Origin of the sequence: Flavobacterium sp. 120 (assembly GCF_003633605.1) — a bacterium.
In the GTDB taxonomy this organism is placed as follows: Bacteria; Bacteroidota; Bacteroidia; order Flavobacteriales; family Flavobacteriaceae; genus Flavobacterium; species Flavobacterium algoritolerans.
Genome location: NZ_RBKZ01000001.1, coordinates 2,596,587 through 2,622,247, shown reverse-complemented (window position 1 = coordinate 2,622,247; position 25,661 = coordinate 2,596,587). Strand labels below are relative to the sequence as shown.

The 25,661-nt window shown below is 33.7% G+C and carries 27 protein-coding genes; 14 read left to right on the top strand and 13 right to left on the bottom strand.

From position 1 onward, the window contains the following. Positions 1-11 precede the first annotated feature (11 nt). From C8C87_RS11145 to C8C87_RS11135, 3 genes are read left to right on the top strand one after another with little or no spacing between them, the layout of a single operon-like run. Positions 12-1,394: an MATE family efflux transporter gene (locus tag C8C87_RS11145; RefSeq protein WP_099716281.1), complete on the top strand. Its 1,383-nt coding sequence runs from the start codon at positions 12-14 to the stop codon at positions 1,392-1,394. 27 nt (positions 1,395-1,421) lie between these two features. Beyond that, positions 1,422-1,649: a hypothetical protein gene (locus C8C87_RS11140; protein ID WP_091204000.1), complete on the top strand. Its 228-nt coding sequence runs from the start codon at positions 1,422-1,424 to the stop codon at positions 1,647-1,649. A 32-nt stretch (positions 1,650-1,681) separates the two neighbouring features. Beyond that, positions 1,682-1,915 (top strand): hypothetical protein, encoded by a 234-nt coding sequence (locus C8C87_RS11135; protein ID WP_121342657.1) that lies wholly within the window; start codon positions 1,682-1,684, stop codon positions 1,913-1,915. Position 1,916: 1 nt separating this feature from the next. Here C8C87_RS11135 and meaB read toward each other — a convergent pair whose 3' ends face one another. From meaB to C8C87_RS11120, 3 genes are all read right to left on the bottom strand, one after another. Further along, positions 1,917-3,008 carry a methylmalonyl Co-A mutase-associated GTPase MeaB gene (gene meaB / locus C8C87_RS11130; protein WP_199716380.1) on the bottom strand — a complete coding sequence of 364 codons (1,092 nt, stop codon included), beginning with the start codon at positions 3,006-3,008 and terminating at the stop codon, positions 1,917-1,919. A 95-nt stretch (positions 3,009-3,103) separates the two neighbouring features. Beyond that, positions 3,104-3,751 (bottom strand): NAD(P)-dependent oxidoreductase, encoded by a 648-nt coding sequence (locus C8C87_RS11125; protein ID WP_121342655.1) that lies wholly within the window; start codon positions 3,749-3,751, stop codon positions 3,104-3,106. 57 nt (positions 3,752-3,808) lie between these two features. Continuing rightward, positions 3,809-4,216 carry an Rrf2 family transcriptional regulator gene (locus tag C8C87_RS11120; protein WP_121342654.1) on the bottom strand — a complete coding sequence of 136 codons (408 nt, stop codon included), beginning with the start codon at positions 4,214-4,216 and terminating at the stop codon, positions 3,809-3,811. A 144-nt stretch (positions 4,217-4,360) separates the two neighbouring features. On the opposite strand from C8C87_RS11120, the gene C8C87_RS11115 reads away from it, so the two are divergent. From C8C87_RS11115 to C8C87_RS11105, 3 genes are all read left to right on the top strand, one after another. Next, positions 4,361-5,272 (top strand): AEC family transporter, encoded by a 912-nt coding sequence (locus C8C87_RS11115; protein ID WP_099714619.1) that lies wholly within the window; start codon positions 4,361-4,363, stop codon positions 5,270-5,272. A gap of 52 nt (positions 5,273-5,324) precedes the next feature. Then, on the top strand, positions 5,325-6,536 hold the full coding sequence (locus C8C87_RS11110; RefSeq protein ID WP_121342653.1) for an MFS transporter: 1,212 nt from the start codon (positions 5,325-5,327) through the stop codon (positions 6,534-6,536). 272 nt (positions 6,537-6,808) lie between these two features. Further along, on the top strand, positions 6,809-7,447 hold the full coding sequence (locus C8C87_RS11105; protein WP_099714621.1) for a peroxiredoxin: 639 nt from the start codon (positions 6,809-6,811) through the stop codon (positions 7,445-7,447). An 83-nt stretch (positions 7,448-7,530) separates the two neighbouring features. On the opposite strand, the gene C8C87_RS11100 is transcribed toward C8C87_RS11105, so the two are convergent. The 7 genes from C8C87_RS11100 to C8C87_RS11070 all read right to left on the bottom strand — a co-directional run bounded on the left by C8C87_RS11100 (position 7,531) and on the right by C8C87_RS11070 (position 15,652). Next, positions 7,531-8,412, bottom strand: coding sequence for a DMT family transporter (locus C8C87_RS11100; protein ID WP_121342652.1), 882 nt, complete (start codon positions 8,410-8,412; stop codon positions 7,531-7,533). Continuing rightward, on the bottom strand, positions 8,412-8,993 hold the full coding sequence (gene nudK, locus C8C87_RS11095; protein WP_121342651.1) for a GDP-mannose pyrophosphatase NudK: 582 nt from the start codon (positions 8,991-8,993) through the stop codon (positions 8,412-8,414). The genes C8C87_RS11100 and nudK overlap by 1 nt, the downstream gene beginning before the upstream one ends. 60 nt (positions 8,994-9,053) lie before the next feature. Continuing rightward, positions 9,054-10,325 carry an adenylosuccinate synthase gene (locus C8C87_RS11090; RefSeq protein ID WP_099714624.1) on the bottom strand — a complete coding sequence of 424 codons (1,272 nt, stop codon included), beginning with the start codon at positions 10,323-10,325 and terminating at the stop codon, positions 9,054-9,056. 59 nt (positions 10,326-10,384) lie between these two features. Further along, entirely contained in the window at positions 10,385-10,840 is a 456-nt protein-coding gene (locus tag C8C87_RS11085; protein ID WP_035670620.1) for a Fur family transcriptional regulator, read from the bottom strand. A gap of 118 nt (positions 10,841-10,958) precedes the next feature. Beyond that, positions 10,959-13,178: a bifunctional (p)ppGpp synthetase/guanosine-3',5'-bis(diphosphate) 3'-pyrophosphohydrolase gene (locus C8C87_RS11080; RefSeq protein WP_099716282.1), complete on the bottom strand. Its 2,220-nt coding sequence runs from the start codon at positions 13,176-13,178 to the stop codon at positions 10,959-10,961. 92 nt (positions 13,179-13,270) lie between these two features. After that, entirely contained in the window at positions 13,271-14,818 is a 1,548-nt protein-coding gene (locus tag C8C87_RS11075) for a serine hydrolase (RefSeq protein ID WP_121342650.1), read from the bottom strand. Positions 14,819-14,866: 48 nt separating this feature from the next. Beyond that, the gene (locus tag C8C87_RS11070) at positions 14,867-15,652 is read right to left on the bottom strand and encodes an RNA methyltransferase (RefSeq protein WP_121342649.1); all 786 of its coding nucleotides are present in this window, start codon (positions 15,650-15,652) and stop codon (positions 14,867-14,869) included. 209 nt (positions 15,653-15,861) lie between these two features. Between C8C87_RS11070 and C8C87_RS11065 the strand changes: the two genes are divergently transcribed. The 5 genes from C8C87_RS11065 to C8C87_RS11045 are packed head-to-tail and all read left to right on the top strand — an operon-like array spanning position 15,862 to position 20,427. Continuing rightward, positions 15,862-16,464, top strand: a complete 603-nt coding sequence (locus tag C8C87_RS11065) for a trimeric intracellular cation channel family protein (RefSeq protein WP_099714626.1) — start codon at positions 15,862-15,864, stop codon at positions 16,462-16,464. 35 nt (positions 16,465-16,499) lie between these two features. Further along, positions 16,500-17,450, top strand: a complete 951-nt coding sequence (locus C8C87_RS11060; protein ID WP_121342648.1) for a FemAB family protein — start codon at positions 16,500-16,502, stop codon at positions 17,448-17,450. Beyond that, positions 17,447-18,559, top strand: a complete 1,113-nt coding sequence (locus C8C87_RS11055) for a DegT/DnrJ/EryC1/StrS aminotransferase family protein (RefSeq protein WP_121342647.1) — start codon at positions 17,447-17,449, stop codon at positions 18,557-18,559. The genes C8C87_RS11060 and C8C87_RS11055 overlap by 4 nt, the downstream gene beginning before the upstream one ends. Beyond that, the gene (locus tag C8C87_RS11050) at positions 18,560-19,129 is read left to right on the top strand and encodes an acyltransferase (protein ID WP_121342646.1); all 570 of its coding nucleotides are present in this window, start codon (positions 18,560-18,562) and stop codon (positions 19,127-19,129) included. Next, complete coding sequence (locus C8C87_RS11045) at positions 19,129-20,427, top strand: O-antigen translocase (protein WP_121342645.1); 1,299 nt, start codon at positions 19,129-19,131, stop codon at positions 20,425-20,427. The genes C8C87_RS11050 and C8C87_RS11045 overlap by 1 nt, the downstream gene beginning before the upstream one ends. Here the strand turns inward: C8C87_RS11045 and C8C87_RS11040 are convergent. Then, entirely contained in the window at positions 20,375-21,526 is a 1,152-nt protein-coding gene (locus tag C8C87_RS11040) for a glycosyltransferase (RefSeq protein ID WP_121342644.1), read from the bottom strand. The genes C8C87_RS11045 and C8C87_RS11040 overlap by 53 nt on opposite strands. Positions 21,527-21,570: 44 nt before the next feature. Here C8C87_RS11040 and C8C87_RS11035 point away from each other — a divergent pair, with 44 nt between their 5' ends. Genes C8C87_RS11035 through C8C87_RS11025 form a run of 3 tightly spaced genes read left to right on the top strand, consistent with a single transcriptional unit; the run spans position 21,571 to position 23,896 of the window. After that, positions 21,571-22,395: a glycosyltransferase family 2 protein gene (locus C8C87_RS11035; RefSeq protein ID WP_121342643.1), complete on the top strand. Its 825-nt coding sequence runs from the start codon at positions 21,571-21,573 to the stop codon at positions 22,393-22,395. Next, positions 22,392-22,799 carry an FdtA/QdtA family cupin domain-containing protein gene (locus C8C87_RS11030; RefSeq protein ID WP_121342642.1) on the top strand — a complete coding sequence of 136 codons (408 nt, stop codon included), beginning with the start codon at positions 22,392-22,394 and terminating at the stop codon, positions 22,797-22,799. Before C8C87_RS11035 ends, C8C87_RS11030 begins: the two co-directional genes overlap by 4 nt. Continuing rightward, positions 22,796-23,896, top strand: a complete 1,101-nt coding sequence (locus C8C87_RS11025) for a glycosyltransferase family 4 protein (RefSeq protein WP_121342641.1) — start codon at positions 22,796-22,798, stop codon at positions 23,894-23,896. The genes C8C87_RS11030 and C8C87_RS11025 overlap by 4 nt, the downstream gene beginning before the upstream one ends. On the opposite strand, the gene C8C87_RS11020 is transcribed toward C8C87_RS11025, so the two are convergent. Continuing rightward, positions 23,866-24,783 carry a glycosyltransferase gene (locus tag C8C87_RS11020; protein WP_121342640.1) on the bottom strand — a complete coding sequence of 306 codons (918 nt, stop codon included), beginning with the start codon at positions 24,781-24,783 and terminating at the stop codon, positions 23,866-23,868. The two genes, C8C87_RS11025 and C8C87_RS11020, sit on opposite strands and share 31 nt — an antisense overlap. Then, complete coding sequence (locus tag C8C87_RS11015; protein ID WP_099714636.1) at positions 24,783-25,466, bottom strand: cell division ATP-binding protein FtsE; 684 nt, start codon at positions 25,464-25,466, stop codon at positions 24,783-24,785. The genes C8C87_RS11020 and C8C87_RS11015 overlap by 1 nt, the downstream gene beginning before the upstream one ends. Positions 25,467-25,661: the final 195 nt, after the last annotated feature.

Sequence of the window (25,661 nt, the reverse complement as noted above, 5' to 3'; positions counted from 1 at the left end):
AAAAAGCAAAAGTGAATTTATCTCAATACTTCAAAGAGTTTTCTTATAATATTAAATTAGCGTATCCTGTAGTTCTGGGAATGCTAGGACATACATTAATAGGAATCGTTGATAATTTCATGGTTGGAAAATTAGGTTCAACTGAATTGGCAGCAGTTTCATTGGGTAATAGCTTTATATTCATTGCTTTGTCTTTAGGGATAGGTTTTTCTACGGCAATTACTCCATTAGTGGCTGAGGCTGATGCCGAAAAAAATGATCAAAAAATCCGTACTACTTTTCATCACGGATTGCTTTTATGTACGATTTTAGGAGTTGCATTATTTATTTTGACCGTATTGTCTAAACAAATTATGTATTTCATGCACCAACCCAAAGAAGTGGCTGAAATGGCTGCTCCTTATATTGATTGGGTTGCTTTTTCTTTAATTCCGGTGATTATGTATCAGGGGTACAAACAATTTGCTGATGGATTGTCTAAAACAAAATACTCCATGTACGCCATATTTATGGCTAACGTAGTGCATGTCTTTTTTAATTATGTACTGATTTACGGAATTTGGTTTTTTCCAAAATTAGGAATTCTGGGAGCTGCATTAGGAACGGTCTTGTCAAGAATAATGATGGTGGTTTTCATGCATTACCTAATGAAAAAGAATTCGGCATTGAAAAAATATTTTAAGAATTTCAGTTTCAAAGAAATCAGAAAATCAATTTTGAAAAAGATTATCAATCTGGGTATGCCTTCAGCTATGCAAATGTTGTTTGAAGTAACTTTATTTACCGCTGCAATTTGGCTTTCAGGCTCTTTGGGTAAAAATAGTCAGGCTGCCAATCAGATTGCACTTATTCTGGCATCCTCCACGTTTATGGTTGCAATGGGTTTAAGTGTTACGGCAATGATTCGAGTGAGTCATACTAAGGGAATGAATGATTTTAAAAAGTTGATTGTTGTAGCACGATCTATTTTTCTATTGGCGATTATACTTGAAACTTTTTTTGCGATAATCTTTGTGGTATTCCATAATTTTTTACCGCATTTATTCTTGAATATGACAGATTCAGCTCAGATGCTGGATAACGAAGAAATCATCATAATCACTTCAAAATTACTATTGATTGCAGCTATTTTCCAAATCTCGGATGGAATTCAAGTCGTTGTTTTGGGAGCATTACGTGGTCTGCAAGATGTAAAAATCCCTATGTACATTACCTTTGTGGCCTATTGGGTTATTGGTTTTCCTATTTCCTATTATTTAGGAAAATATACGGAACTTAAAGCCGTTGGAATCTGGATAGGACTTCTGGCGGGATTAACTGCTGCCGCTTTATTTTTGTATATTCGCTTTGCGAGATTAACAAGAAAGTTGGTGTTGCAAAATCATAACAAATAAAATAATAAATACTTAAATATTAAATTCATGGAATTACCAAAATTTTTACTAGGCGACAATACTGATTTCCCTGAGGATATTTTCATCATACACCTTGATTACCCTAGATTTATAATCAATCTGAAAGATGATGAGGTAGAGTTTATGGAAGAAGCAGAGGATCTTGACGAAGCAGAATTAAATGCAGAAATGGAAGGATTAATAGTTCTTGCCAATGAGTTTTATGATAGAGAAATTAAACTTTACGAGGAGTAGTTAACTTTTTGTCTTACCTAATCTATATCCAAATGAAAAATTTATTTATGTATTTCATGTTTATTTTTGGCACAATACTCATAATTAAAGGGGTTTTTAACTTTTTTCCGTTTGAAATTAAATCAAATATAAACGCAAGTGAAGCCTATAATTCTGGACATATTGTAGGATATATTATTGGTAAATTTGGTAAGATTGCTCTTGGTGTTTTAATGTTAAAGTATGGATACCAAACTTATTTAGAAGGAAAAAGAAGAACAGAATAGATTAGTCTTTTTTAAAATACTTTTCCAATAATTTTTGAGCGGCTGCAAAGGGTGAAATTTCATCATTTTGCACCGCTTTTTTAGTTGAATCCAATGATTTTTGAATTTCAGCATTGCTGTAAAAATTGGTTTTCAATTGCACGTTGATGGTCTCCAGCATCCAATATTGATTCTGTTCTTTTCGCTTTTCAAAAAAGTAATTATTGCCTTTAGTCAGTCCCAGAAATTTTTGAATGGTTTCCCAAACATCAGGTATTCCTTCATGGGTAATAGCGCTGCAGGCAGCAGTTGTAGGAGTCCAACCTGATTTTTTGGCAGGGAAAAGATGCAATGCTCTATTAAATTCCAGTTTAGCAAGATGAGCTCTTTTTATATTGTCACCATCCGCTTTATTGATGACAATAGCATCGGCCATTTCCATAATGCCGCGTTTGATGCCTTGCAATTCATCACCTGCACCAGAAATTTTTAATAGAAGAAAAAAATCTACCATGCTGTGAACGGCAGTTTCACTTTGGCCCACGCCAACCGTTTCTATGATGATGGTATCAAAACCGGCAGCCTCACAAAGTGTAATGGTTTCACGGGTTTTTCGAGCGACACCACCTAATGTTTCCCCTGAAGCTGAAGGTCGTATAAAAGCATTTTCATCTTTAACGAGTTCTTCCATTCGGGTTTTATCACCCAAAATACTTCCATGCGAAATCGTACTGCTGGGATCAACGGCAAGCACCGCTACTTTTTTTCCTAAACCAGTCAAATATTTTCCAAAAGCTTCAATGAAGGTACTTTTTCCAACACCGGGAACTCCTGTAATTCCTATTCTAACTGATTTGTTGGCATAAGGCAAACAAGCATTTATCACTTCATTGGCTTTCGCCAAATGACTTACATTCGTACTTTCCACTAAAGTAATCGCACGACTCAGAGCAGTTATATTTTCTTCTAAAATCCCTTTAACGAGTTCTTTTGCCGAAGGTTGTATCTTTCTAAATTGCTGAATATGTTCAACAGCAACGGTGCTGATAATTTCTGGAGCAGAAATTCCGGGTTTTTCGTTTAACGCGCTTGGATGGTGTTTTTTATTTGACAAAACTATTTTTTAGAATAGTAAAAGTAGTGAAAACAAAAACAGTTTCAAAAAGCAACTGCCTTATGAAACTGTTTTATTTTAGAAAACATACAGAATTAATATGCTGCTGTAAAACGCACTTGATGGTGTTTTGGAGTTTCAATTTCATCAGCAATAACAACTGCTAAATCTTCAACGGATAAAATACTTCTCTGATTTTCATCAAAAACTGGGTTTTCTAACCCTAGACGGTATTTACCTGTTCTTCCTGTTGTGATGCCTTGATGCATTTCAAATGCAGGACTGAAAAATGCCCAGTCCAACTCTTTTTCTTCTCTAATAATATTCAAATAATCTCTTGCTGCAGTTGCTCCTGCATAATATTCCTTTGGAAAATCCGGAGTGTCTACTGCTTGTAGATTTGGACCTATAAACAAACTTCCTCCGCCACCAATGGTGATGAATCTTTTTACACCGGATTTTTTAACAGCTTCTTGAATCGCTTTTGAACCTTCAAGGAAATCGGTATATAAATTTGGATTAGTCCAACCTGCGCTGAAAGCATTTACAATCACATCATTTCCTGCAATAATTTTAGACAGTTCATCAACGTTATTGATATCTGCTTTTTCCCATTTGACAGCTGTGTTTTCATCTTTTTTTGGATTTCTGGCTATTGCTGTAATTTGGTGATTACGATTTGCTAATTCATTTAAAATTGCTGAACCTACAAATCCTGTGGCTCCGATAATTGCGATTTTCATAATTATATGTATTTAAAAGTAATAAAAAATGTTACAGTTTAATTAAAAAAAATAGTTTTAAAATTGATTAGAAAAATTTTCCAATGTAATACCGCTTAATTGTAAGCTGATTTTTTCATTGATATTTTCATATAAATTTTCTAAATTTTCATTTATTTTTTTTCCGACAGGGCAATTTGGATTGGGTGTGTTTTTTGAAAATCCCAAAGTAACAGTGTCCAAAGTCATTTTGAAAATAGTGTCTAACGAAATGTTTGATGCCGATTTTAATAATTTTGTACCGCCGTTTTTGCCTTCTTTACTTTCTACAATATTATTTTTTTTTAGGTTTGCAATTTCTTTCCTTACCAAAACTGGATGTAAGTTCATGCTTCCCGCTATAAATTCTGAAGATAAATATTCATCTGGGAATTTAGTGAGTAAGGTGAGGATATGTATTGTTATTGCAAATTTACCTGAAATCATACTGTAATAAAATATATTACAAGTATACGTCTAAAATTGTAATTTCCAATTATTGTTGCTTTTTTAACATATTGTAGCATCTAAAGCAGTTTTTTCTACTTCTCAAAATAAATTTAAATGGTATTTTTGTAATCAAATTAAGCTATGACTAATTTCATCCTAATCTTTGTTTTTTTATTCCTAGGTATTGTATTCCAAAATATAAAAGGGTTTCCTGTAACTGTTTACAAGCTATTAAACAAGATTGTTATTTATATCTGTCTCCCAGCGCTGGCCTTGTATTATATTCCAAAAATAAAATGGAGTAATGAATTGTTATTCCCAATTGGAGTTGCTTGGATTGGATTTGTTGTATCCTATTTATTTTTTAGTTTTTTAGGCAGCAAATTTGGCTGGTCTAAAAAACTCATTGGATGTTTGATTTTAACGGCAGGTTTGGGCAATACTTCCTTTTTAGGTTACCCAATAATTGAAGCATTATACGGAGAAGAAGGTTTGAAAACGGCTATTCTAGTCGATCAGCCCGGTTCTTTTGTGGTACTTTCTACCTTAGGAATTCTGGTAGCAACTTTATATTCCAGTGGCAACCCAAGCGGTTTTCAAATCGCCAAAAAAATTCTTTTTTTTCCTCCATTTATAACTTTTTTAATTGCCTGTTTGATGAATGTTTTTAATTTCGATTTTCAGGATTACGTTCAGCTTTTATTGCAAAAACTGGGAAGTGGAGTGACACCTTTGGCTTTGCTTTCTGTTGGTTTGCAACTGCGTTTTGACCGGAAAAGCCAGCATTGGAAGTTTTTAGGACTCGGACTTTTGTATAAATTAATATTGACTCCGGCTCTCATTTACGTGTTGTATGTCGTAATTTTGCAACAGCATTCTAAAATTATTCAAGTTGCCATATTAGAGTCAGCGATGGCACCCATGATTACCGCTTGTATTTTAGCTTCTACTCACGGTTTAAAACCTCGTTTAAGCAGTATGATGATAGGTTTTGGAATCCCATTGTCGTTTATCACCTTGTTATTTTGGTATTTTGTGGTTCAGTTTGTTTAATTTTTTTAATCGAATATGGATCAATAATTAGTAATATAGTTTTTTTAAAAATATGAATTCATCTCTTGATACTGTATCAAAAATAGATACAACTCCTATTGCTCAGCAAACCGTTTATTCTATATTATTTTCTATTGCATTCGCCCATTTATTGAATGATTTATTACAAGCCGTAATTCCGGCAGCGTATCCTATTTTAAAGGAAAATTTCAATTTAACCTTCACACAAATCGGGTTAATCACCTTGGCGTATCAATTGGCGGCTTCTATATTACAGCCTTTGGTTGGTTTGTATACGGACAAAAGGCCAAAGCCTTTTTCTCAAATTTTCGGAATGCTGTTTACCTTATCTGGAATTGTGTGTTTATCGTATGCTTCCAGTTTTTCAATGATTATAATTTCGGTTGTTTTGGTTGGTATTGGTTCTTCGATTTTTCATCCTGAAGCTTCCAGAATCTCCTTTTTAGCATCTGGTGGAAAGCGTGGTTTGGCACAATCCATTTTTCAGTTGGGAGGCAATGCCGGAACTGCCATCGGGCCTTTGTTGGTCGCCTTAATTGTGGTTCCTAATTCACAATATTACATCATTTGGTTTGTGGTTGTTGCCATCATCGGATTGATTGTCTTGAGTAGAATTGCGTTGTGGTACCAAAATCATTTGATTTTAAGAAGTGCCAAGAAAGCCGTAATCGATTTGCCCAATTTGTCCCAAAAGAAGATTGTAATTTCGGTGGGAATTTTGCTGGTTTTGATATTTTCAAAATTCTTTTACATGGCCAGTATGTCCAGTTATTTTACGTTTTATTTAATCGAAAAATTTGGATTATCGGTTCAGGAAGCGCAGTTTCATTTGGTTTTATTTTTGGCTTCTTGTGCCATTGGAACCTTAATCGGAGGACCGTTAGGCGATAAATTCGGAAGAAAATATGTGATTTGGTTTTCGGTGTTGGGAGCCGCACCTTTTACTTTATTGTTGCCGTATGTCGATTTGTTTTGGACAGGCGTTTTATCAGTCTTAATAGGAATCATAATCTCCTCTGCATTTCCGGCAATCTTAGTTTATGCACAAGAATTATTGCCTAAAAAACTCGGAATGGTTTCTGGTCTTTTCTATGGTTTTGCCTTTGGAATGGGCGGTTTAGGTTCTGCTTTATTGGGGAATCTTGCAGATCACACCAGCATAACGTACGTGTATTATCTTTGTGCGTATTTGCCTTTGATAGGGGTTATAGCGCTCTTTTTACCAAATTTAAAGAAAAAATAAGACGTCTTTTCAGGAGCTTTTTACTTCGTCAGTTCGCTTCGCTCGTGTCCTGCTCTACACTATATCTTTTGTTTTTTTAAGAAAAAAAACAAAAGGATTGCTCCCGAAATTTGGGACGATCAGGGCTAGGGCATTTGGTTTCCTAATGACATTTTTGGGAAGTATTGCTTTCTGGGTTTTACAAAAATTAGTACAATTTTAAGATTAGTTTCCTCCTTTATTGCTTTTATTTCAATAACTTACAGTGTTACTAATTAATAAAATAAACTACTATGGCAACATTACGATTAGGCGATATTGCTCCTGATTTTGAAGCAGAAACGTCACAAGGAAAAATAAAATTTCATGATTGGTTGGGAGATTCTTGGGGTATTTTGTTCTCTCATCCAGCTGATTTTACACCTGTTTGTACCACGGAGTTAGGAACAGTTGCGAACTATTATCCTGAATTTGAAAAACGAAATGTAAAAGTAATCGCATTGAGTGTTGATGGAGTAGATTCGCACATGGAGTGGATCAAAGACATCAACGAAACTCAAAATACAACTGTAAATTTCCCTATAATTGCCGATGAAGACAAGCGTATTGCTGAATTATACGATATGATTCATCCCAACGCAAGTGAGAGTTTCACGGTTCGTTCGGTTTTTATAATTGGACCAGACAAGAAAATAAAATTAATGATGACCTATCCTGCGTCAACCGGTAGAAATTTTGATGAACTTTTGCGTGTAGTTGATAGTTTGCAATTGACGGCTAATTACAGCGTTGCAACGCCGGCCAACTGGAAAGATGGTGATAAAGTAGTAATCTCGACTGCAGTTAAAGATGAAGATATTGCTGCTAAATTTCCAAAAGGCTACGAAAGGGTAAAGCCGTATTTAAGAATGACACCGCAGCCTAATAAATAGTGGTTTTCAGTATATCTTTTAAATAGAAAAGCAGAATGAATTTATCTTCATCCTGCTTTTTTATTTTGTAAAAAGCATAATTTTTATTTTTTATTGGTAATTAATAACCCGGAAATAATGATTCCCATACTTATGATTTGGGTTAGCAAAATAGCTTGATTTAGAAAAAAATACGCCAGAATCCCACTGAATACCGGAATCAAATAATAAATCAATGCTGTTTTTGAGGTTCCAATTAATCGAATGGCTTCGTTCCATAAATAAAAAGAAATTAAGGAAGCGCAAACGCCAACGTATGTAGTTACTAAGACTGTTTTAGTGTCAAAAATCACTTTTTTATAATAGATGTGTTCATACAGATAAAAAGGGAACAGTAAAATTGTACCAATTACGAAAACACTAAACAAAAATACTTTTGGGCTTAATTCGTCTGGTTTTTTACGTACTAAAATAGTGTAATAAGCAAAAAAGAAGCAAGCCACAAGCATCAATACATCCCCGATTGTGAAGTTGATATGGAGTAATGCTTGTAAGGAACCTTTGGAAATAAGCACTAAAACTCCTGTAATTATGGTTGCAATTCCCACTATTTTTACATTGGAAACTTTCTCTTTAAAAATAATTCTGGAGAGGACAACAATAAACAACGGAATCGAAATGGCGATTAATGATAAATTGACAGCACTTGTTGTTTTTCCTGCAAAATAAATCAGCGTGTTAAAAATAGTAATGCCTAATACAGCGGTAAGCGTAAGATACCGAATGTGTTTTTTTACAATTTTGAAATTTTCAATAGTGCTTTTTATGGCAAATGGTGCCAAAACAATACAAGCAACTGTCCAGCGCCAAAAAGCCAATCCAATAGGAGGAATATGACCTTTTATTCCACTGGCGATTACCATATTTACGGACCAAAGAAAGGTAGCTAACAGTGCAAATAAAATCCCTTTAGTTGTGTTGTTCATTAAATAAGACTGTTTATTTTGGCATATTGTAACAACATAATGGTCTTTGCATCTTGCATTTGACCGGATTCAATCATAGCATAGGCTTCGTCAAAAGACATTTCCATTACATCTATATTTTCTTCTTCATGTGCTACTCCACCACCGTCACTCACTTTCATGGATTCATCATATTCACCTACAAATAAATATAAAATTTCTGTTACTGCACCCGGAGACATATACGTTTCCATTACCTTCTTTACTTTAGAAATGCGGTATCCTGTTTCTTCTTCGGTTTCTCGAATAATGCATTGCTCCGGATTGTCTGCGTCCAAAAGTCCAGCACAAACCTCAATCATCATTCCGGTTTCATTTCCGTTAAGATAGGTTGGGAGGCGAAACTGTCGTGTTAGAATAACTGTTTTTTGTTGGGTGTTATAAAGCAAAATAGCGGCGCCATTTCCTCTATCATAAACTTCTCTTCTTTGGGTAATCCAGGAGTCGTCTTTTTTTTGATAGTCAAAAGTTACTTTGTTTAAGATGTACCAATTGTCTGATAGCAATTCGGTTTTTTGGATTTTAATAGCTGGATTTTTCATTCGGTTGTATTGATTTTTAAACTAAAAAAAACGCTCTGAATTTCAGAGCGTTTAGTAATCTTATTTTAGAATAGTTTGCTTTCTATCTGGACCTACAGAAACTATTTTGATAGGAACTTCAACTTCTTTTTCAATGAATTGAATGTATTCTTTCAACTCTGTCGGTAATTCATCATACGTAGTCATACCCGTTAAATCTTGTTTCCAACCTTTGAAATCTTGATAAACCGGAGTTACATTTTCTGGTTCGATGTTATATGGGAAATGAGAAATTTTCTCTCCTTTATAATTGTATTCCGTACATACTTTCAACGTTTCAAATCCTGAAAGTACATCGCCTTTCATCATCATCAGTTGCGTTACACCATTAACCTGAACAGCATATTTAAGTGCTACTAAGTCTAACCAGCCACAACGTCTTTGTCTTCCGGTTACCGATCCAAATTCATTTCCTACACGTGCCATAGTTGCACCATCTTCGTCAAAAAGTTCAGTAGGGAACGGACCACTTCCTACGCGAGTTACATACGCTTTGAAAATTCCGTATACTTCCTTGATTTTATTTGGAGCAATCCCTAAACCGGTACAAGCACCTGCAGCAGTTGTGTTAGATGAAGTTACAAATGGATACGTTCCAAAATCAACGTCCAATAATGAACCTTGAGCACCCTCACATAATATTGATTTACCCGCTTTTTGAGCTTGGTGTAAATATTCTTCACTATCGATGAAATCTAATTTTTTTAGTTCTTCGATGGCTTCAAAAAATTCTTTTTCTAATTCCTCTAAATTGTATTGGATAGCAACATCGTAGAATTTAATCATTGCTTCATGCTTGTCAGCCAAAGCTCTGTAACGATCTGCAAAATCTTCTAATTCAATATCACCTACACGAAGACCGTTTCTTCCGGTTTTGTCCATGTAAGTAGGGCCAATTCCTTTTAATGTAGAACCAATTTTTGCTTTTCCTTTAGAAGCCTCAGAAGCTGCATCTAATAAACGGTGTGTTGGTAAAATTAAATGTGCTTTTCTTGAAATGATTAATTTGCTTTTGATGTCTAAATTAAATTTTTCAAGACCTTCAATTTCTTTTTGAAAAACAACAGGATCAATTACTACTCCATTTCCAATGATGTTTACAGCAGTTTTATGAAAAATACCAGAAGGAATAGTTCTAAGAACATGTTTTATTCCGTCAAATTCCAAAGTGTGTCCTGCATTTGGACCTCCTTGAAAACGAGCAATAATATCATAATTTGAAGTTAGAACATCAACAATTTTTCCTTTTCCTTCATCTCCCCATTGTAATCCTAGTAATAAATCTACGGTCATTCTATCTGTTATTTTGTAGTTAGTGATATATTGAAGGGACAACTAGTAAGTTATCCGTACTATTTTTGTTTTTTTATTCCATATAAATATAAGGAATGGTTGGTAATCTCTATGTCGAATATTTCTTCGATTGTTTTTTTGATACTTTGAATTCTTGGATCACAAAACTCAATTACTTCGCCAGTATCCGTCATTATAATATGATCGTGCTGTTTGTCAAAATATGATTTTTCATAATGTGCTTGATTTTGTCCAAATTGGTGTTTACGTACTAAAGCACAATCCAATAGCAATTCAATCGTGTTGTAAAGTGTTGCTCTACTCACACGATAGTTTTTATTTTTCATTTTGATATAAAGGTTCTCTACATCAAAATGTTCTTCGCTATCGTAAATTTCCTGAAGGATAGCATAACGTTCAGGAGTTTTGCGATGTCCTTTTTTTTCAAGATACATTGTAAAAACATTTTTTACAATTTCTTGGTTTTTGGTGTTATCTGTGGAAATGAGTGTCATATGCGGGCAAAGATAAATTTTTTAGTTTAAAGTATAAAGTTTAAGGTTTGTTTAGTTTCAAGTTTTTTAGTTTCACGTTGAACAAATTGAGATTTGAAACTAAAAACTGGATTTTTTTCTATGTTTTATAAACCCTTGTTACTTTATCGATTCCGTCAATTTTTTTGATGTTGTTGATCATTTTTTTCAAAATGGTATTGTTTTGAACAATTACCGCAACTTGGCCATGAAAAATTCCTGCATCGGTACTCAAAGAAATACTCTGAATATTAACATGCATATTGTTTGAAATTACCTTTGTTAACTGGTTTGTGAGTCCTAAAACATCCATTCCGGTTATGTTTATGATGGCTTTGAATTCTTCTTGTGAAGAGTCAATCCATTTAGCTGTCATTATTCGGTAGGCATAGTTGGATTGCATCCCAATCGCGTTCGGGCAATCTTTTTTATGCACTTTTATTCCTTCGTTGATGGTTACAAATCCAAATACATCATCACCGGGTATTGGGTTGCAACAAGGTGATAATTTGTAATCAAGTTTGTCGTGTTCTTTACCAAAAACAAGCATGTCGTAACTGCTGCTAATGATTGGCTTATGGATATCTTCGTCAGCGGTGCTTGGCGAACGTTTCATTTTATTTTTGAAAAAATTAATGAAAGTATTGCTTTTTTGGGCTGCGTAATCCTTGAGTTGTTGGTTTTCAATGGCACCAATTCCCACTCTGTAAAATAAATCTAAACTGGTTTTTAGTTTGAAAAAGTTAACCAATTCGTTAACCACTGATTCGTTCAATGTTATTTTTAAATGCTTTAGTTTTCGAGTTAGGAGTTCTTTTCCTTCTTCGCCAATTTTCTTGGTGTTTTCGTTTAAAACATTTTTTATTTTCGTTTTGGCTCTGGATGTAGTTACGTAATCCAGCCAGTTGACCGTAGGTTTTTGATGTTGCGAAGTAATGACTTCAATTTGGTCACCACTTTTTAATTCGAAATTCAAAGGAACTAATTTCCCATTAACACGTGTTCCTCTCGTTCTAATTCCTATTTCAGAGTGAATGCTGAAAGCAAAATCAAGCGAAGTGGCGCCTTTTGGCAATGATTTTATTTCTCCTTTTGGGGTAAATACAAAGATTTCTTTAGAATATAAATTCATTTTGAAATCTTCCACAAAATCTACGGCATTAGTTTCTGAATTTTCCAGAGCTTCTTTTAGTAAATTTAGCCAAACATCCAGACCGCTTTCTTCAGTAGCGCCATTTTTATATTTGTAGTGCGCTGCGTATCCTTTTTCTGCAATTTCGTCCATGCGTTCACTTCGAACCTGCACTTCAACCCAGCGTCCTTTTGGTCCCATTACTGTAATATGTAACGCTTCGTAGCCAGTAGATTTTGGTGACGAAATCCAGTCGCGTAAACGACTTGGGCTTGGTCTGTAATGATCCGTTACGATAGAATAAATCTTCCAGGCTAGAAATTTTTCGTCGTGGGGATTTGATTTGTAAACGATTCGCAAGGCAAACTTATCATACACTTCATCGAAGCTTACGTTTTGCGCCTTCATTTTTCGACGAATAGAATAGATAGATTTTGGACGACCTTTTATAATGTACTCAATCCCTTCTTCATCCAAAGCTGTTTTTAGAACGGCAGTAATATCAGCGATGTAAGCATCTTGTTCTTCTTTGGTTTCTTTTATCTTACTTACAATGTCGTTGTAAACTGCAGGTTCAGTGTACTTTAATCCTAAATCTTCAAGCTTCGTTTTTATGTTGTATAACCCCAGTCGATGCGCTAATGGTGCGTATATGTATAAAGTTTCCGATGCAATTTTAGTTTGTTTGTCCTCCTGCATCGATTCCATAGTTTGCATATTGTGCAAACGATCGGCTAGTTTAATCAAAATCACTCGAACGTCATCATTCAGTGTAAGAATCATTTTCCTGAAATTCTCTGCTTGTAACGAGGCATTCAAATCTTTTTGAACCATGGATATTTTGGTTAATCCCTCAACGATTTGAGCCACTTTAGGATTAAATAAACGTTCGATATCTTGTATGGTAGTTGGTGTATCTTCAACCACATCATGCAATAATGCAGCAGCGATGGATGTAGCTCCCAAACCTATTTCGGAAGCAACAATTTTTGCCACAGCAATTGGGTGGAAGATATAGGCTTCACCTGATTTTCTGCGTTGCTCTTTATGAGCTTCTACGGAAACATCAAATGCTTTCCGGATTAATTTTTTGTCTTCAGGGGTTAAAGTTTGGTAACTTATGCGAAGCAATTCTTTATATTCTTGGGCAATTGCCTTGTTTTCTTTTTCTAAATCTATTTCTGTCATAACGGCATTGTTCATTTCCTAAAAATAAGAATAAGTTGGGAGATATGCAAATGTATATTTGAATTTAAGGCTAAAGAAACAAGGGTTTCTCTCTAATTTATTCTTTTTAAATCTAAATCCTGAAAATCATAACTAAAATCAGTCAATTCAGAAATGGGCTTCATTTTTATCATAATTGCTTTTCCGGTTGTGTCGCATTCAAAAAACAAATGTGCATCTGCATGAAAATAGGTATTATCCCATTTTACTACATAATTTGTGTCTTTGTAGAAAAAAACTTCACCAGTAAGTTGTGGAGATCGTTTTGAAGCAAAATACAATCTTCCTTTTCTTTCTGAAAGTACTACTTCACCTAGCCAATTGTCTTTGTATGTTCCAATGAAACTTTTGAAATCAATTTTGATTTTCTCTTTTTTATTTTTTGATACAGTAGCCCAAACATCATCGGTTACTTTATCAGCAGAGGTTTCATATTCTTTTAAACTAGTGCTGTATTTAGTCACATAATCTTCTGATTGTATTCCTAAAAAACTGTCTTTTATAGTGTTGGTAATCGCTGAAAATGCAGCTCCTGATTGTTGATTGGTTAGAACAATAATTCCAAGGTTTAATTCAGGTAAAAGTGTTACTTGGGTAACAATACCCTCTAATCCTCCAGTATGACTTACTTGTTTGTAGCCTTTTACATCACTCAAAAACCAGCCTAATCCGTATCCGCTAAAATGAGTATTGTATGGTGCTCTCGTAGTTACAGGAATTATAGTTTGCAATTGCCACATCTCATTGTGTTCTTTTTCTGAAAATAGTTGCTTATTAGCAGAGCCATATTTTCCACTGTTCATTTGCATGATTACCCATTTGCTCATGTCGTTAACGCTGGAATAAATACCGCCGGCTGCATCTAAAATTGGATCTTTATAGCGTTTTATCACATGCAGTTTCCCATCAATAGGTACATGCGGTGCAATTACATTTGTCGTGTCTTTCAATCGAACAAAAGAAGCGGCACTATTATTCATTTCCAATGGTTTTATAATACGCTCTTCTATAAAATCGCACCAGCTTTTTCCACTTGCCGATTGTATTACTTCTCCGGCAACGATATAAAGTAAATTATCATAATCATATTTGGTTCTAAAAGCCGAAGTTGGTTTCAAATATTGTAAATTCTCAATAATATCTGTTGGTGTAAAGTTACCGCCTCCAGGCCACATCATTAAATCGCCTGCACCAAGCCCCAATCCGCTACGGTGTGTCAATAAATCCCGAATCGTAAATTCATTCGTTACGTACTCATTATACATCTTGAAATTAGGAAGGTATTTGATTACTTTATCATCCCATTTCACTTTTCCTTCATCTACTAATATTGCCAAAGCGGCACTCGTAAACGCTTTACTATTGGATGCAACTCCAAAAAGCGTATTTGCATCCACTTTTTCGTTTGTTAAAATTGATTTTACGCCATATCCTTTGGCATGAATGATTTTTCCGTCCTTTACAATGGCGACAGCAATTCCAGGTACATCAAATGTTTTTAAGGTGCGATTTACTAATTCATCGACTTGAGTGGAACTGATTTGCGCGAAAGAAAGTGTCGTAGTAATTAAAGTGATTACAAGTAAGAGTTTATTTTTCATAGTATTTATATTTTATTGTTTTAAAATATGCAATCAAAAATTGTTAATCTAAAACCCTCTCTGTCTTTTGGCTTCAAAAATTAAGATAGCTGCGGCAACCGAAACATTCATGGAATCGATCTCGCCTTGCATTGGAATAATAATATTTTGGGTTGCTTCTTTTCGCCATTCTTCCGTCAATCCGGTGGCTTCTGTTCCTACAACCAACGCTGTTGACGTAGTATAATCTTGCGTGTGATACGAAGTCGAGTTTTGTAAAGTCGCACAATAAAAATTGATTTTTCTTTCTTTCAAAAAAGTAATAATTTCGGATGTTGTTCCGGTTGCAATTTGGTTGGTAAACAAACAACCCACGCTGGAACGCACAATATTTGGATTGTATAAATCGCTTTTTGGATTGGCAATAATTACCGCATCAAGATTAGCAGCATCGGCAGTACGAAGCAAAGCTCCAATATTCCCTGGTTTTTCCGGCGCTTCGGCAATAAGAATCAATGGGTTTTCAGATAATTTCAAATCAGATAATTGCATCGATTTGGTTTTGGCTACAGCCAAAATGCCTTCAGTGGTATCTCTGTAAGCGAGTTTTTGATAGATTTCTTTATTGATTTCTATAAGCTCGGCATTTTTAGATAATTGACGGGCTTCGTTTTCCGAACAAATTTCAGGTAAAAATAGCAGCGTTTCCATTTCGTAACCGCCCTTGCTGGCAATAGAAATTTCGCGTTTCCCCTCAATTAAAAAGGTTCCGGATTGTTTACGTGCTTTTGCTTTTTCTTGCAATTGCACTAAAGATTTTATATATGGATTTTGTATCGAAGTGATTTGTTTCAAGAGGTACAACTATTTAATTTATAGAAAACAAAGATACATAGAGAAAATTCAGTTTTCTATATTTGGATTCGAATATTTATCTGCTGTAATGTACGTTGATTAAATGTAGCCAATAGGAGTTGGTTACACGAGTATTTTCTTTAATTTTGCCTGAATTAGATTCAATTAAAAGCATTCTTTTTATCCATTTTTAAATCCAAAAAAACAGTATGTTCCATTTATTAGACATCATCGGTACGATGGCTTTTGCCATGTCTGGCGCTTTGACGGCAATGAATAAAAAAATGGATCCTTTTGGTGTATTTATTATTGCATTTGTAACTGCCGTGGGTGGCGGAACCTTGCGAGACATCATGATTGGCAGAACGCCGGTGGGATGGATGCTGGACTTAAAATACGTTTATGTTATAATCATCGGATTCATATTAGCCATTATTTTTAGAAAAAAATTCGACAGATTGCGAACTTCTTTGTTTTTATTTGATACTATTGGGTTGGGCGTTTTTACTTTGATAGGTCTCGAAAAAGGAATAAATATTGGACTTCATCCAGTTATTTGTGTGGCTTTAGGAACCATGACAGCTTGTTTTGGAGGTGTTATTCGAGATATTTTGTGTACTGAAATCCCCGTTATTTTCAGAAGGGAAATTTATGCAACGATCTGTATTTTGGGCGGAATTGTTTTCTTTATCCTTCGGGAATTTAATTTAGAAAATGATGTTTTATACCTGACAACCTCTTTAGTTATCATTTCGGTTCGTTTGATGGCGGTGAAATTCAAATGGTATTTGCCCACTCTAGAACATAAATAAAAAATGCTTAATTTCACGAAGTCTAAAACTAAATAGTGAAAAATTATTCCGTCAAACAATACCAGGAAAGCGATTATACAAATTGGAATGCCTTTATTGGTCAAGCCAAAAACGCTACCTTTTTATTTCACCGTGATTTTATGGAATACCACAAAGAGCGATTTGAGGATTTCTCCTTGATGGTTTTTGAGGATGAAAAACTGATTGCTGTTTTGCCGGCAAATAAAGCTGGAGCAAAAGTTTTTTCACATCAAGGTTTGACGTACGGCGGATTAGTTTATTCTGCTAAAATAAATGGAGAAAAAGTAGAAATAATTTTGGATTCTTTTTTGTCTTTTTTTAAAGAAAATGGGATACAATCTTTTTATTGTAAACCAATTCCATTTTTCTACTCTTCTGGCGGGAATCATGAAACCGACTTCTTTTTACTTAAAAGAGGCGCTTCTTTGGAGAAAAAAGAAATGAATCTCGCAATAAATTTGGCAATGCCTTTGACGATTTCAAAAAGTAAATTAAAGCATTTCAGAAAAACTGAAGCGCTCGATCTCAAACTAGTGGAAGAACATCGATTTGAATCTTTTTGGGAATTGGTTTTAAAGCCAAGGCTATTCAAGAAACATAATGCAAAACCGGTTCATACCCTACAGGAAATTACAAAATTAAAGGAAATGTTCCCCAATAACATCAAACAGTTTTCAGTGTATTATGAGGGCGTTATTATTGCTGGTATTACGTTATTCGAGACAGAAACTGTCGTAAAATCGCAATATGGAGCTACCACCAAAAAAGGCGAGGAGCTGCGCGCATTGGATTTTTTATTCATTCGTTTGATACAAAAATACAAGAGCGAAGGAAAGCTTTTTTTTGATATGGGTATCGTTGCTGATGACAATGAAAAAGGGTATAATGCAGGACTTTTGAAACAAAAAGAAGAATTTGGATGCTCTGTTTATAGTCAGGATTTTTATAAAATGAATCTCATATGATACCATTTCTTGATTTGAAAAAAATTAACGAACCGTATGAAACTGCATTTCAGGAAAAAATGAAAGCGGTTTTAGACAATGGCTGGTATATTTTAGGGAATGAAGTCAAGGAATTTGAAACTAGTTTTGCCAATTATTGCGGTACAAAGCATTGCATCGGTACGGGAAATGGTTTTGATGCCCTAGTTTTAATTTTTAAAGGGTATATTCAATTAGGGAAATTACAAAAAGGAGACGAAGTTATTGTTCCTGCAAATACCTATATTGCGAGTATTCTGGCTATTTTACAAGCAGATTTAATTCCTATTTTGGTTGAGCCAAAGTTGGAAACTTACAACATTAACCCCGATTTAATTTCAGAAAAAATCACTTCGAAAACCAAAGCAATTTTAGTCGTTCATCTTTATGGTCAATTGGCTGAAATGAGTGCGATACATGAGATTGCTGTTGCCAATTATTTGTTGGTTATCGAAGATGCGGCTCAGGCTCATGGTGCAATCAGAAATCAGAAATCAAGAATCAGCAATCAAAAATCAAGCGTAGCGTATAGTTTTTATCCCGGAAAAAATCTGGGAACATTAGGAGATGCCGGTGCCGTTATCACAAATGATTCGGACTTAGCAGAAGTCATTCGGTCACTTCGTAATTATGGTTCGGAAACAAAATATTATAATGATTATATTGGAGTAAATTCAAGATTAGATGAATTGCAAGCGGCTTTCCTTAACGTGAAATTACCCAATTTAGACACTGAAAATCAATGGCGAAGAACTATTGCCAGACGTTATTTGTCTGAAATTAAAAACGATAAAATAATAGTGCCAAATTGGGATTTATCAAATAACCATGTTTTTCATTTGTTTGTCATTCGAACACAAAACAGAATCGATTTACAAGACTATTTACACCAAAATGGTATTCAAACCGTAATACATTATCCAGTTCCGCCACACAAACAAAAAGCATTTTCTTCCGAAGCTTCGGGATGGAATCATTTATCTTTTCCAATCACCGAAAAAATTCATAATGAAGTGTTGAGTTTGCCTATAAGCCCAGTTTTGACGATGGATGAAGTGAGTTATATTGTTTCAGTTTTAAATAAATATTAGATGGGATTATTTAGTAGAATTAAACAATTGTGTTTTGTTACTTTTCGAATCAAAAAGTATGAATTTCTTTCAGATTGTAAAAGAGTTTTTGGTAAACCAAATCTTTTCTATCCATTATTGTTGAAAGGAAATGGGAAGATTCATTTTGGGAACAATGTTCAAATCGGTGTAGTTTCCTCTCCTTGCTTTTTTTCAGGCTATACCTATTTAGAAGCCAGAAATGAAAATAGCGAAATTAACATTGGAAACAATGTTGCTATTAATAATGCTTTTTCTATTGTTTGTTTTTCTAAAGTTACCATCAAAGACAATGTTTTAATAGGCGGTAATTGCACTATTATTGATAATGATGGACATGATTTGAATATTGATAAAAGGAATGAGGGAAATCCAGATTCCTTTCCAGTGTACATTGGTGAAAATGTTTTCATTGGTTCGAATGTGTCTATTTTAAAAGGTGTTGAAATAGGGGATAATTCGGTTATAGGAAATGGATCTGTAGTGACTAAAAATATTCCTAAAAATGTTGTTGCAGCAGGGAATCCAGCTAAAGTAATAAGAAATTTATAATGTTGAAATTCATAAAACAAAATACACTTCTAAAAGTAGTATCACTTAATTCTATTTCCGTAGTGGTGAGTTTTGTTTTGGGAATAATTTCTACAAAGATTGTGTCCGTTTATTTAGGAACTTCAGGAATGGCATTATTGGGGAGTTTCAGGAATTTTACAGGAATGATGAAGTCTGTAACTACATTAGGTATAAACAATTCATTTATAAAGTTATTTGTTGAGAATAAAGAGGATAAGAAAGAAATAGGCATTATTTATTCTACTTTTTTTTGGTTTTTCCTCCTGGTTTCATCAGTCATGGGGTTGCTTATTTTACTCTTTGCCAATAATATTTCCGAATTTTTATTTTTCACCAATTCGTTTACCAATCCCATTCGTTTTTTTGGATTGCTGCTCCCTTTAATTGTTATCAATATATTTTGGATGGCAATCTACAACGCCTTAGAAAAGTATAAAAGGATTGTTATTCTACAGATTGTTTCCAATGTGCTGATTTTTGTTTTTACAGCTTTTTTAATTGTGAATCATGCTGTAAATGGAGGATTACTTGCTGTCGCCTTGGGCGAATTAATAATGGTTTTAGTAACGTTTGGATTTGTTATAAAAGACAAAAGCTATTTTCAATTCAATCTCCAAAAAATTTTAGAAAAAAAATACCTGGATGTCATCAAGCGATTTTCTTCCATGGCATTATTGAGTGCTATAATTGCTCCCGCAACATTAATGCTGATACGGAATTTTATTATTGAAACACATTCCATTCAAGAAGCTGGAATCTGGGATGCAACGAATAAATTTTCTAGTTTTTATATGTTAGTTTTTAGTTCTGGATTATCATTGTACTACATGCCTAAATTAGCTTCTTTGACAACAGATGCAGCTTTTAAAACGGAATTGAAATCCTATTTTAAAGTTTTTGTTCCGTTATGTTTATTGGCATTAGTGGCTGTTTTTTTGTTGAAAGGAGTTATATTGAACATAGCTTTTACTTCAGCGTTTTTAAAAGTGAATGATGTGTTGATTTGGCAGCTTTTAGGTGATTTTTTAAGGATAATGACATTAGCTTTTGGGTATCAAATCGTTGTTAAAGCCAATATTAAAAAATATTTTATTCTTGAAATAGTGTTTAATGTAGCGTATCTTTTATTGTCTTTTTGTTTAGTACCGCTTTTTTCTTTTGAAGGAGCTTTACAGGCGTATTTTTTTGCCAATTTAATAGTGTTCGTCCTGATTCTATTTATGTTCAGGAAATTGTTTTTGAATTCCAAGACGCCAAGTACTGATTCGCAATATTAATATAATCATGCTCTTTTTCGATAAATGCTCTGGCACGTTTTCCAATAGTAATAATGGATTCTGGATTTTCAATCAAAAAGGAAAGTTCATTTACCAAAGAATCTACATCTGGTAATGCATTTATATTGATTCGTTCCTTTAAATTATAATGATCCATAAATTCTTTTCCACCGCCCGTAAAAACTACTTTTCCTTTTGCCATAGCTTCCAGGGCGTTGTACCCTTGGTCGTTAGCATAGATTTGATCTAAAACGATTTGTGCGCTATTGTATAAATGTATATAATCTTCATAAGGAAGGTTTTCGGTGATTATTACAGCTACTTTTTCAGCATATTTTTCCTGAATAATTTGCAATGCTTTTTCAAAATAAGCAATTCCTTTTTTGATGTAACTGGAACGATTTATACCAAGAAAAATAACAATTTTAGTATTAATTTTTTGTTCTTGAAATTCAATTTTTAGGGTGTTAACCGGATTTGGAATGAAATGAACGGAATATCCCATTTTCTCCATCGGAATTTTATAATCTAAATCGGAGGCAACTAGATTTTGGCAGTTTTCGACCAACCAATCAAAGGTTTTTCGATAGTTTTTTGTGGTGTACTTTAATGGATATTCAAAATGTTCTTTTAACGAATTATCCTCGAAATAAGGAGTCAGAATACTGTAAGCAGACTCTTTTTTGAGTAAATAATCAATAACCGGGGTTTCGTCACCACAGATTAATAAGCTCTTGTTTTTAATTTTTTTGAATATCTTTTTGTAGAGTATTCGGGACAAAAAAGGGAACGTTTCAATTGCGTCCGAATTAATGAGCTGTACGTGATCAAAGTTTTTTAATTGTGGTAATAAAAGGAAAAATCGAAGACCTCTTTCAGCTTTCTCTAAATTGATACCCGTGAGTTTATAAAGGATATTTTTGATTTTTCGAGTCAGCCAATAACCCGATAAAAATGCTGGATGGAACGAATAATCGCTATCGAATTTTTTGAAATGATCTCCTGATGACAACAAAATAACTTCATGTCCCAGCATTATCAATCCTTCTTTTAAAGAATTATGCAATCGACTGTATTCGCCAATCAAAAGTATTTTCATTTACAAAGCTGAATTATTTATATTTGTGTAAATATAGTAACAAATTGATAAAAGAATTTAAAAAAGGAGATCTTGAAATAGTAATGGCTACGATGAATAGGGATTCTTTGGATTTTTTGATTCCTATGTTTCCTTTCTGTCATTTTTCAGAATTTTCAATTTTAATTATCAATCAAACCTCTGAAAATAAGCTGTTGGTTTCAGATTTTCCTTCCGTTAGAGTTGTAAATTCATTTGAAAAAGGGTTGTCGAAAAGCAGGAATTTAGGCTTACAAAATGCTCATGGAAAAATTGTTTTATTAGCCGATGACGATGAAGTTTTCAAGGAAGATTTTGAAAGCAATATTCTTAAAGCCCACAATAATTATCCTGAGGCAGCCAGCATTTGTTTTGCAATTGAAGGTTCAAATGGTTTGTTATTTAAAAAATATCCTTCTCAAACAAAATTGCAACTAAATAATCTAGATATTTTTAATATTTTGTCGATTGAAATAAGTTTAAAAAAAGCGGTATTCGATCAACTAAAGATTAATTTTGATACTAATTTCGGACTTGGAAGTTCATTTATGATGGGAGAAGAAGCTATTTTTTTGTCAGATTTGAAAAATCAAAAACAAAACATAATCATTGTTCCTAAGGTTATAGCAGTTCATCCGGCGGTTTCAACAGATGATAAATTAAATTTGGAACAAAGGTATTATGTACTCGGTGCTTTCTTGACCAGAGTTTCAAATTATAATTATCTTAAAGGGGTTTTTTTGAAGTTGTTCTTTGATATTAAACAAAGCAAGATTAAAATAAACCAAGTTTTTGCAGCACTAAAAAGCGCAAACAAAGGAAAAGAAGATTTTTTACAAATTACTAAATGAAAACAACTCTTAACGCCATACAATTATTAAAAATCCCTGTTGTGGAAGATACACGTGGGAATCTGGCATTTATTCAAGAGGATGTTTTGCCATTTGAATTCAAACGTGTGTATTATCTTTTTGATGTGCCGAGTAATGCATACAGAGGTGGGCATTCGCACATTGCGCAGCAAGAAACGCTGATTGCTTTGAGCGGAAGTTTTGAGGTTGTTCTTCAGGATGGATTAGAAAAAAAATCATTTATATTGAACAAGCCAAATGTTGGATTGCTTATCCCAACAGGCATTTGGAGAGAATTGCAAAATTTTTCTTCTGGAGCCGTTTGTTTGGTTTTGGCATCTGGTGTTTTCAAAGAAGAAGATTATATTAGGGATTTTGATGAATTTTTGGAATCAAAAAAATGAAGCTTCTTTATATAGTTCCCAACATAAATAACGAAGGGGGTGTAGCCAGAGTCCTTTCGATAAAAGCTAATTATCTGGTTGAAAAATTGGGATATGAAGTTCATATTCTGACTCAAAACGAGGGTTTCTATCCTTTGTTTTATTCTTTTAATTCCAATATTGTTTTTCACGATTTACCATTGAAAGGTAATTTTTTTCAGTTTTTTAATTCTTTTGCGAAAGGGTTAAAAAGTAAAATTAAAGCAATTCAACCCGATATTGTTGTTGTTTGTGATAATGGTTTAAAGGCATATTCAATTCCTTTTATTTTAAAAAATAAAGTTCCTCTTGTTCTAGAAATGCACAGTTCTAAGTTTGTTGAAGAAAGAGAATTAAAGGATGATTTCTTGACCAAAGTTGTGTCTAATGGTATTCATACTTTAAAAAAAAACGGGATAAAGGAATACGATCGATTTGTTGTTGTAACGAGCGAAAGCATTGCAGAATGGAATATAGATAATACAATTGTTATTCCAAATCCCTTGTGGTTTACTTCAGAAAAATCGAGTGCTTTAGAAAGTAAAAAAGTCATAGCTGTTGGCCGTCATACGTATGAAAAAGGATTTGACAGAATGTTGCAAATCTGGAAAAAAGTTGTTGCAAAACACCCGGATTGGACTTTGGAAATTTATGGAAAATCAGCTAAAAATATCGATTTAGAATTGTTGGCTGAAAACCTGAATATTTCAGACAATGTTGTTTTTTATGAACCGGTTCAGGATATTGATAAGAAATATTTAGAAGCTTCATTTTATCTGATGACGTCTCGATTTGAAGGTTTTGGGATGGTTTTAATTGAGGCGATGGCTTCCGGATTGCCTTGTGTTGCTTATGATTGTCCGTGTGGGCCAAGAGGAATTTTGTCTCATGGTGAAGACGGTTTTTTAATTGAAAACGGTAATGAATCAGATTGTGTAAAGGGTGTTGAGACTTTAATCGAAAATGCGACATTAAGAAAAGAAATGGGGAAAAAGGCAAAGTTATCCAGCGAAAAATACAATATAGATGCTATTATGCAAACTTGGAATCAATTATTTATTGGACTCAAAAAGGATTGATTTTTATCATTTATCGAACATAAATAGCCAACTCGAAACCAATTAAAAAGAAATAAATCAGGATTTTTTCCAGTCAAATTTTGCAATAGATGTTTCTCTAAAAAGGTATGTATTTTTGAAATGATAAAAGTGGATTTTGTTCTTTTTAAAAAATGATACAATTGAATCAGTCTTACAAATTCAATATCAATTTTTTCTTCTTCGTACAGTGAAATCAAATTTTCTAAAGACTCTTTGGTTTTGTTCAAATAAATCAAATTGCTATCAATATCTCCGTGTTCAACAGGATTTTCAATGTGATTTACTTTAGATTTTAATAAACTCAATTGATATGAAAGTTGGGTGTCATCATGACCGTATTTCTTTCTGTTTTTGTCAAATTTTACTTTGTTGAAACAGTCTTTTCTAATTACGGTATTATTAAAAAGTAACGATTGATACGGTTTTTTCTTTCGGTTTATTGCAGATTTATCCTCAATAAACCTTCCGTATTTCCAACGTAGTTTTTGGTTGTCGGAAGGACATTTTTCAGGATGTAACCTTCCGCCATAAACAACATCAAAATCAAGGATATTGTCAATGTATTTTTTTATGTAATGGTCATGAATAATAATTGAATCTCCGTCAATGAAAAGCAAATAATCAAATTTTGCTTGTTCGGCAAGGGAATTTCTGTTTTCACGATGTGCCAGATTTTCTTTTAAGGAGACAAAACTGCAATTTGATAATGCATTCACATTTTCATTAAGTACATTCAAACTTGATTTTGAAGCATCGTCTTGACATAGAATTTCAAAATCTATTTCGCAATCCATACATTGTTTGTACAACTCTAAAACAAGAGGATAAACATTGTAATTGTATATTGGAACAAGAATGGAAAGCATTATGCTGTTCTCTGAACCACTTCAAAGATTTTTGCATCTTCACATTTCAATGTTTTAGATGGGAATTTCATCAATAATGCATAATCGTGTGTGGCCATAATGATGGTTTTTCCGTTAGCATTGATGCTTTTTAATACTTCTAAAACTTCGGCACTGGTTTGTGGGTCAAGGTTTCCTGTTGGTTCGTCAGCAAGGATTAATTCAGGGTCGTTCAGTAAAGCTCTGGCAATGGCAACACGTTGTTGTTCTCCTCCAGAAAGTTGATGCGGCATTTTATTGCCAAATTCTCTCATCCCTACTTTATTTAAAACCTCGTCAATCTTGTTTTGCATTTCTACGTTGTCAATCCAGCCGGTAGCTTTTAGAACAAATAACATATTGTCTTTTACAGTTCTATCCGGTAATAATTTGAAATCTTGAAAAACGATTCCAATCTTTCTTCTCAAAAACGGAATGTCATCTTCTTTTAAAGTGGCTAAATCAAAATCTACAATATTTCCTTCTCCTTCTGTTAAAGGTAAATCAGCATATAAAGTTTTCATTAAACTACTTTTTCCGGAGCCTGTTTTTCCAATAATATAAAGGAATTCACCATGTTTTACCTCCAAGTTTACTTGGGATAAAATAGATTTACCTTCTTGATAAATATTTACATTTTTTAGAGACAGTACGGATTGTGACATAATTTGCATTTGTTTATTGGGTAAAAGTAATAAGATAACGGTTCTATTCAAAATAAATTCTATTCAATTAGATAGAATTCTGATAATTATAAATAATAAGTGAAAGTAGCGGAGTTTAAAGGGATGAATAAAGTTAAATTCTTCAGTGTTAAAAAAAATGTTCATAATAAAAGCCGATAACGATTCGTTATAGAC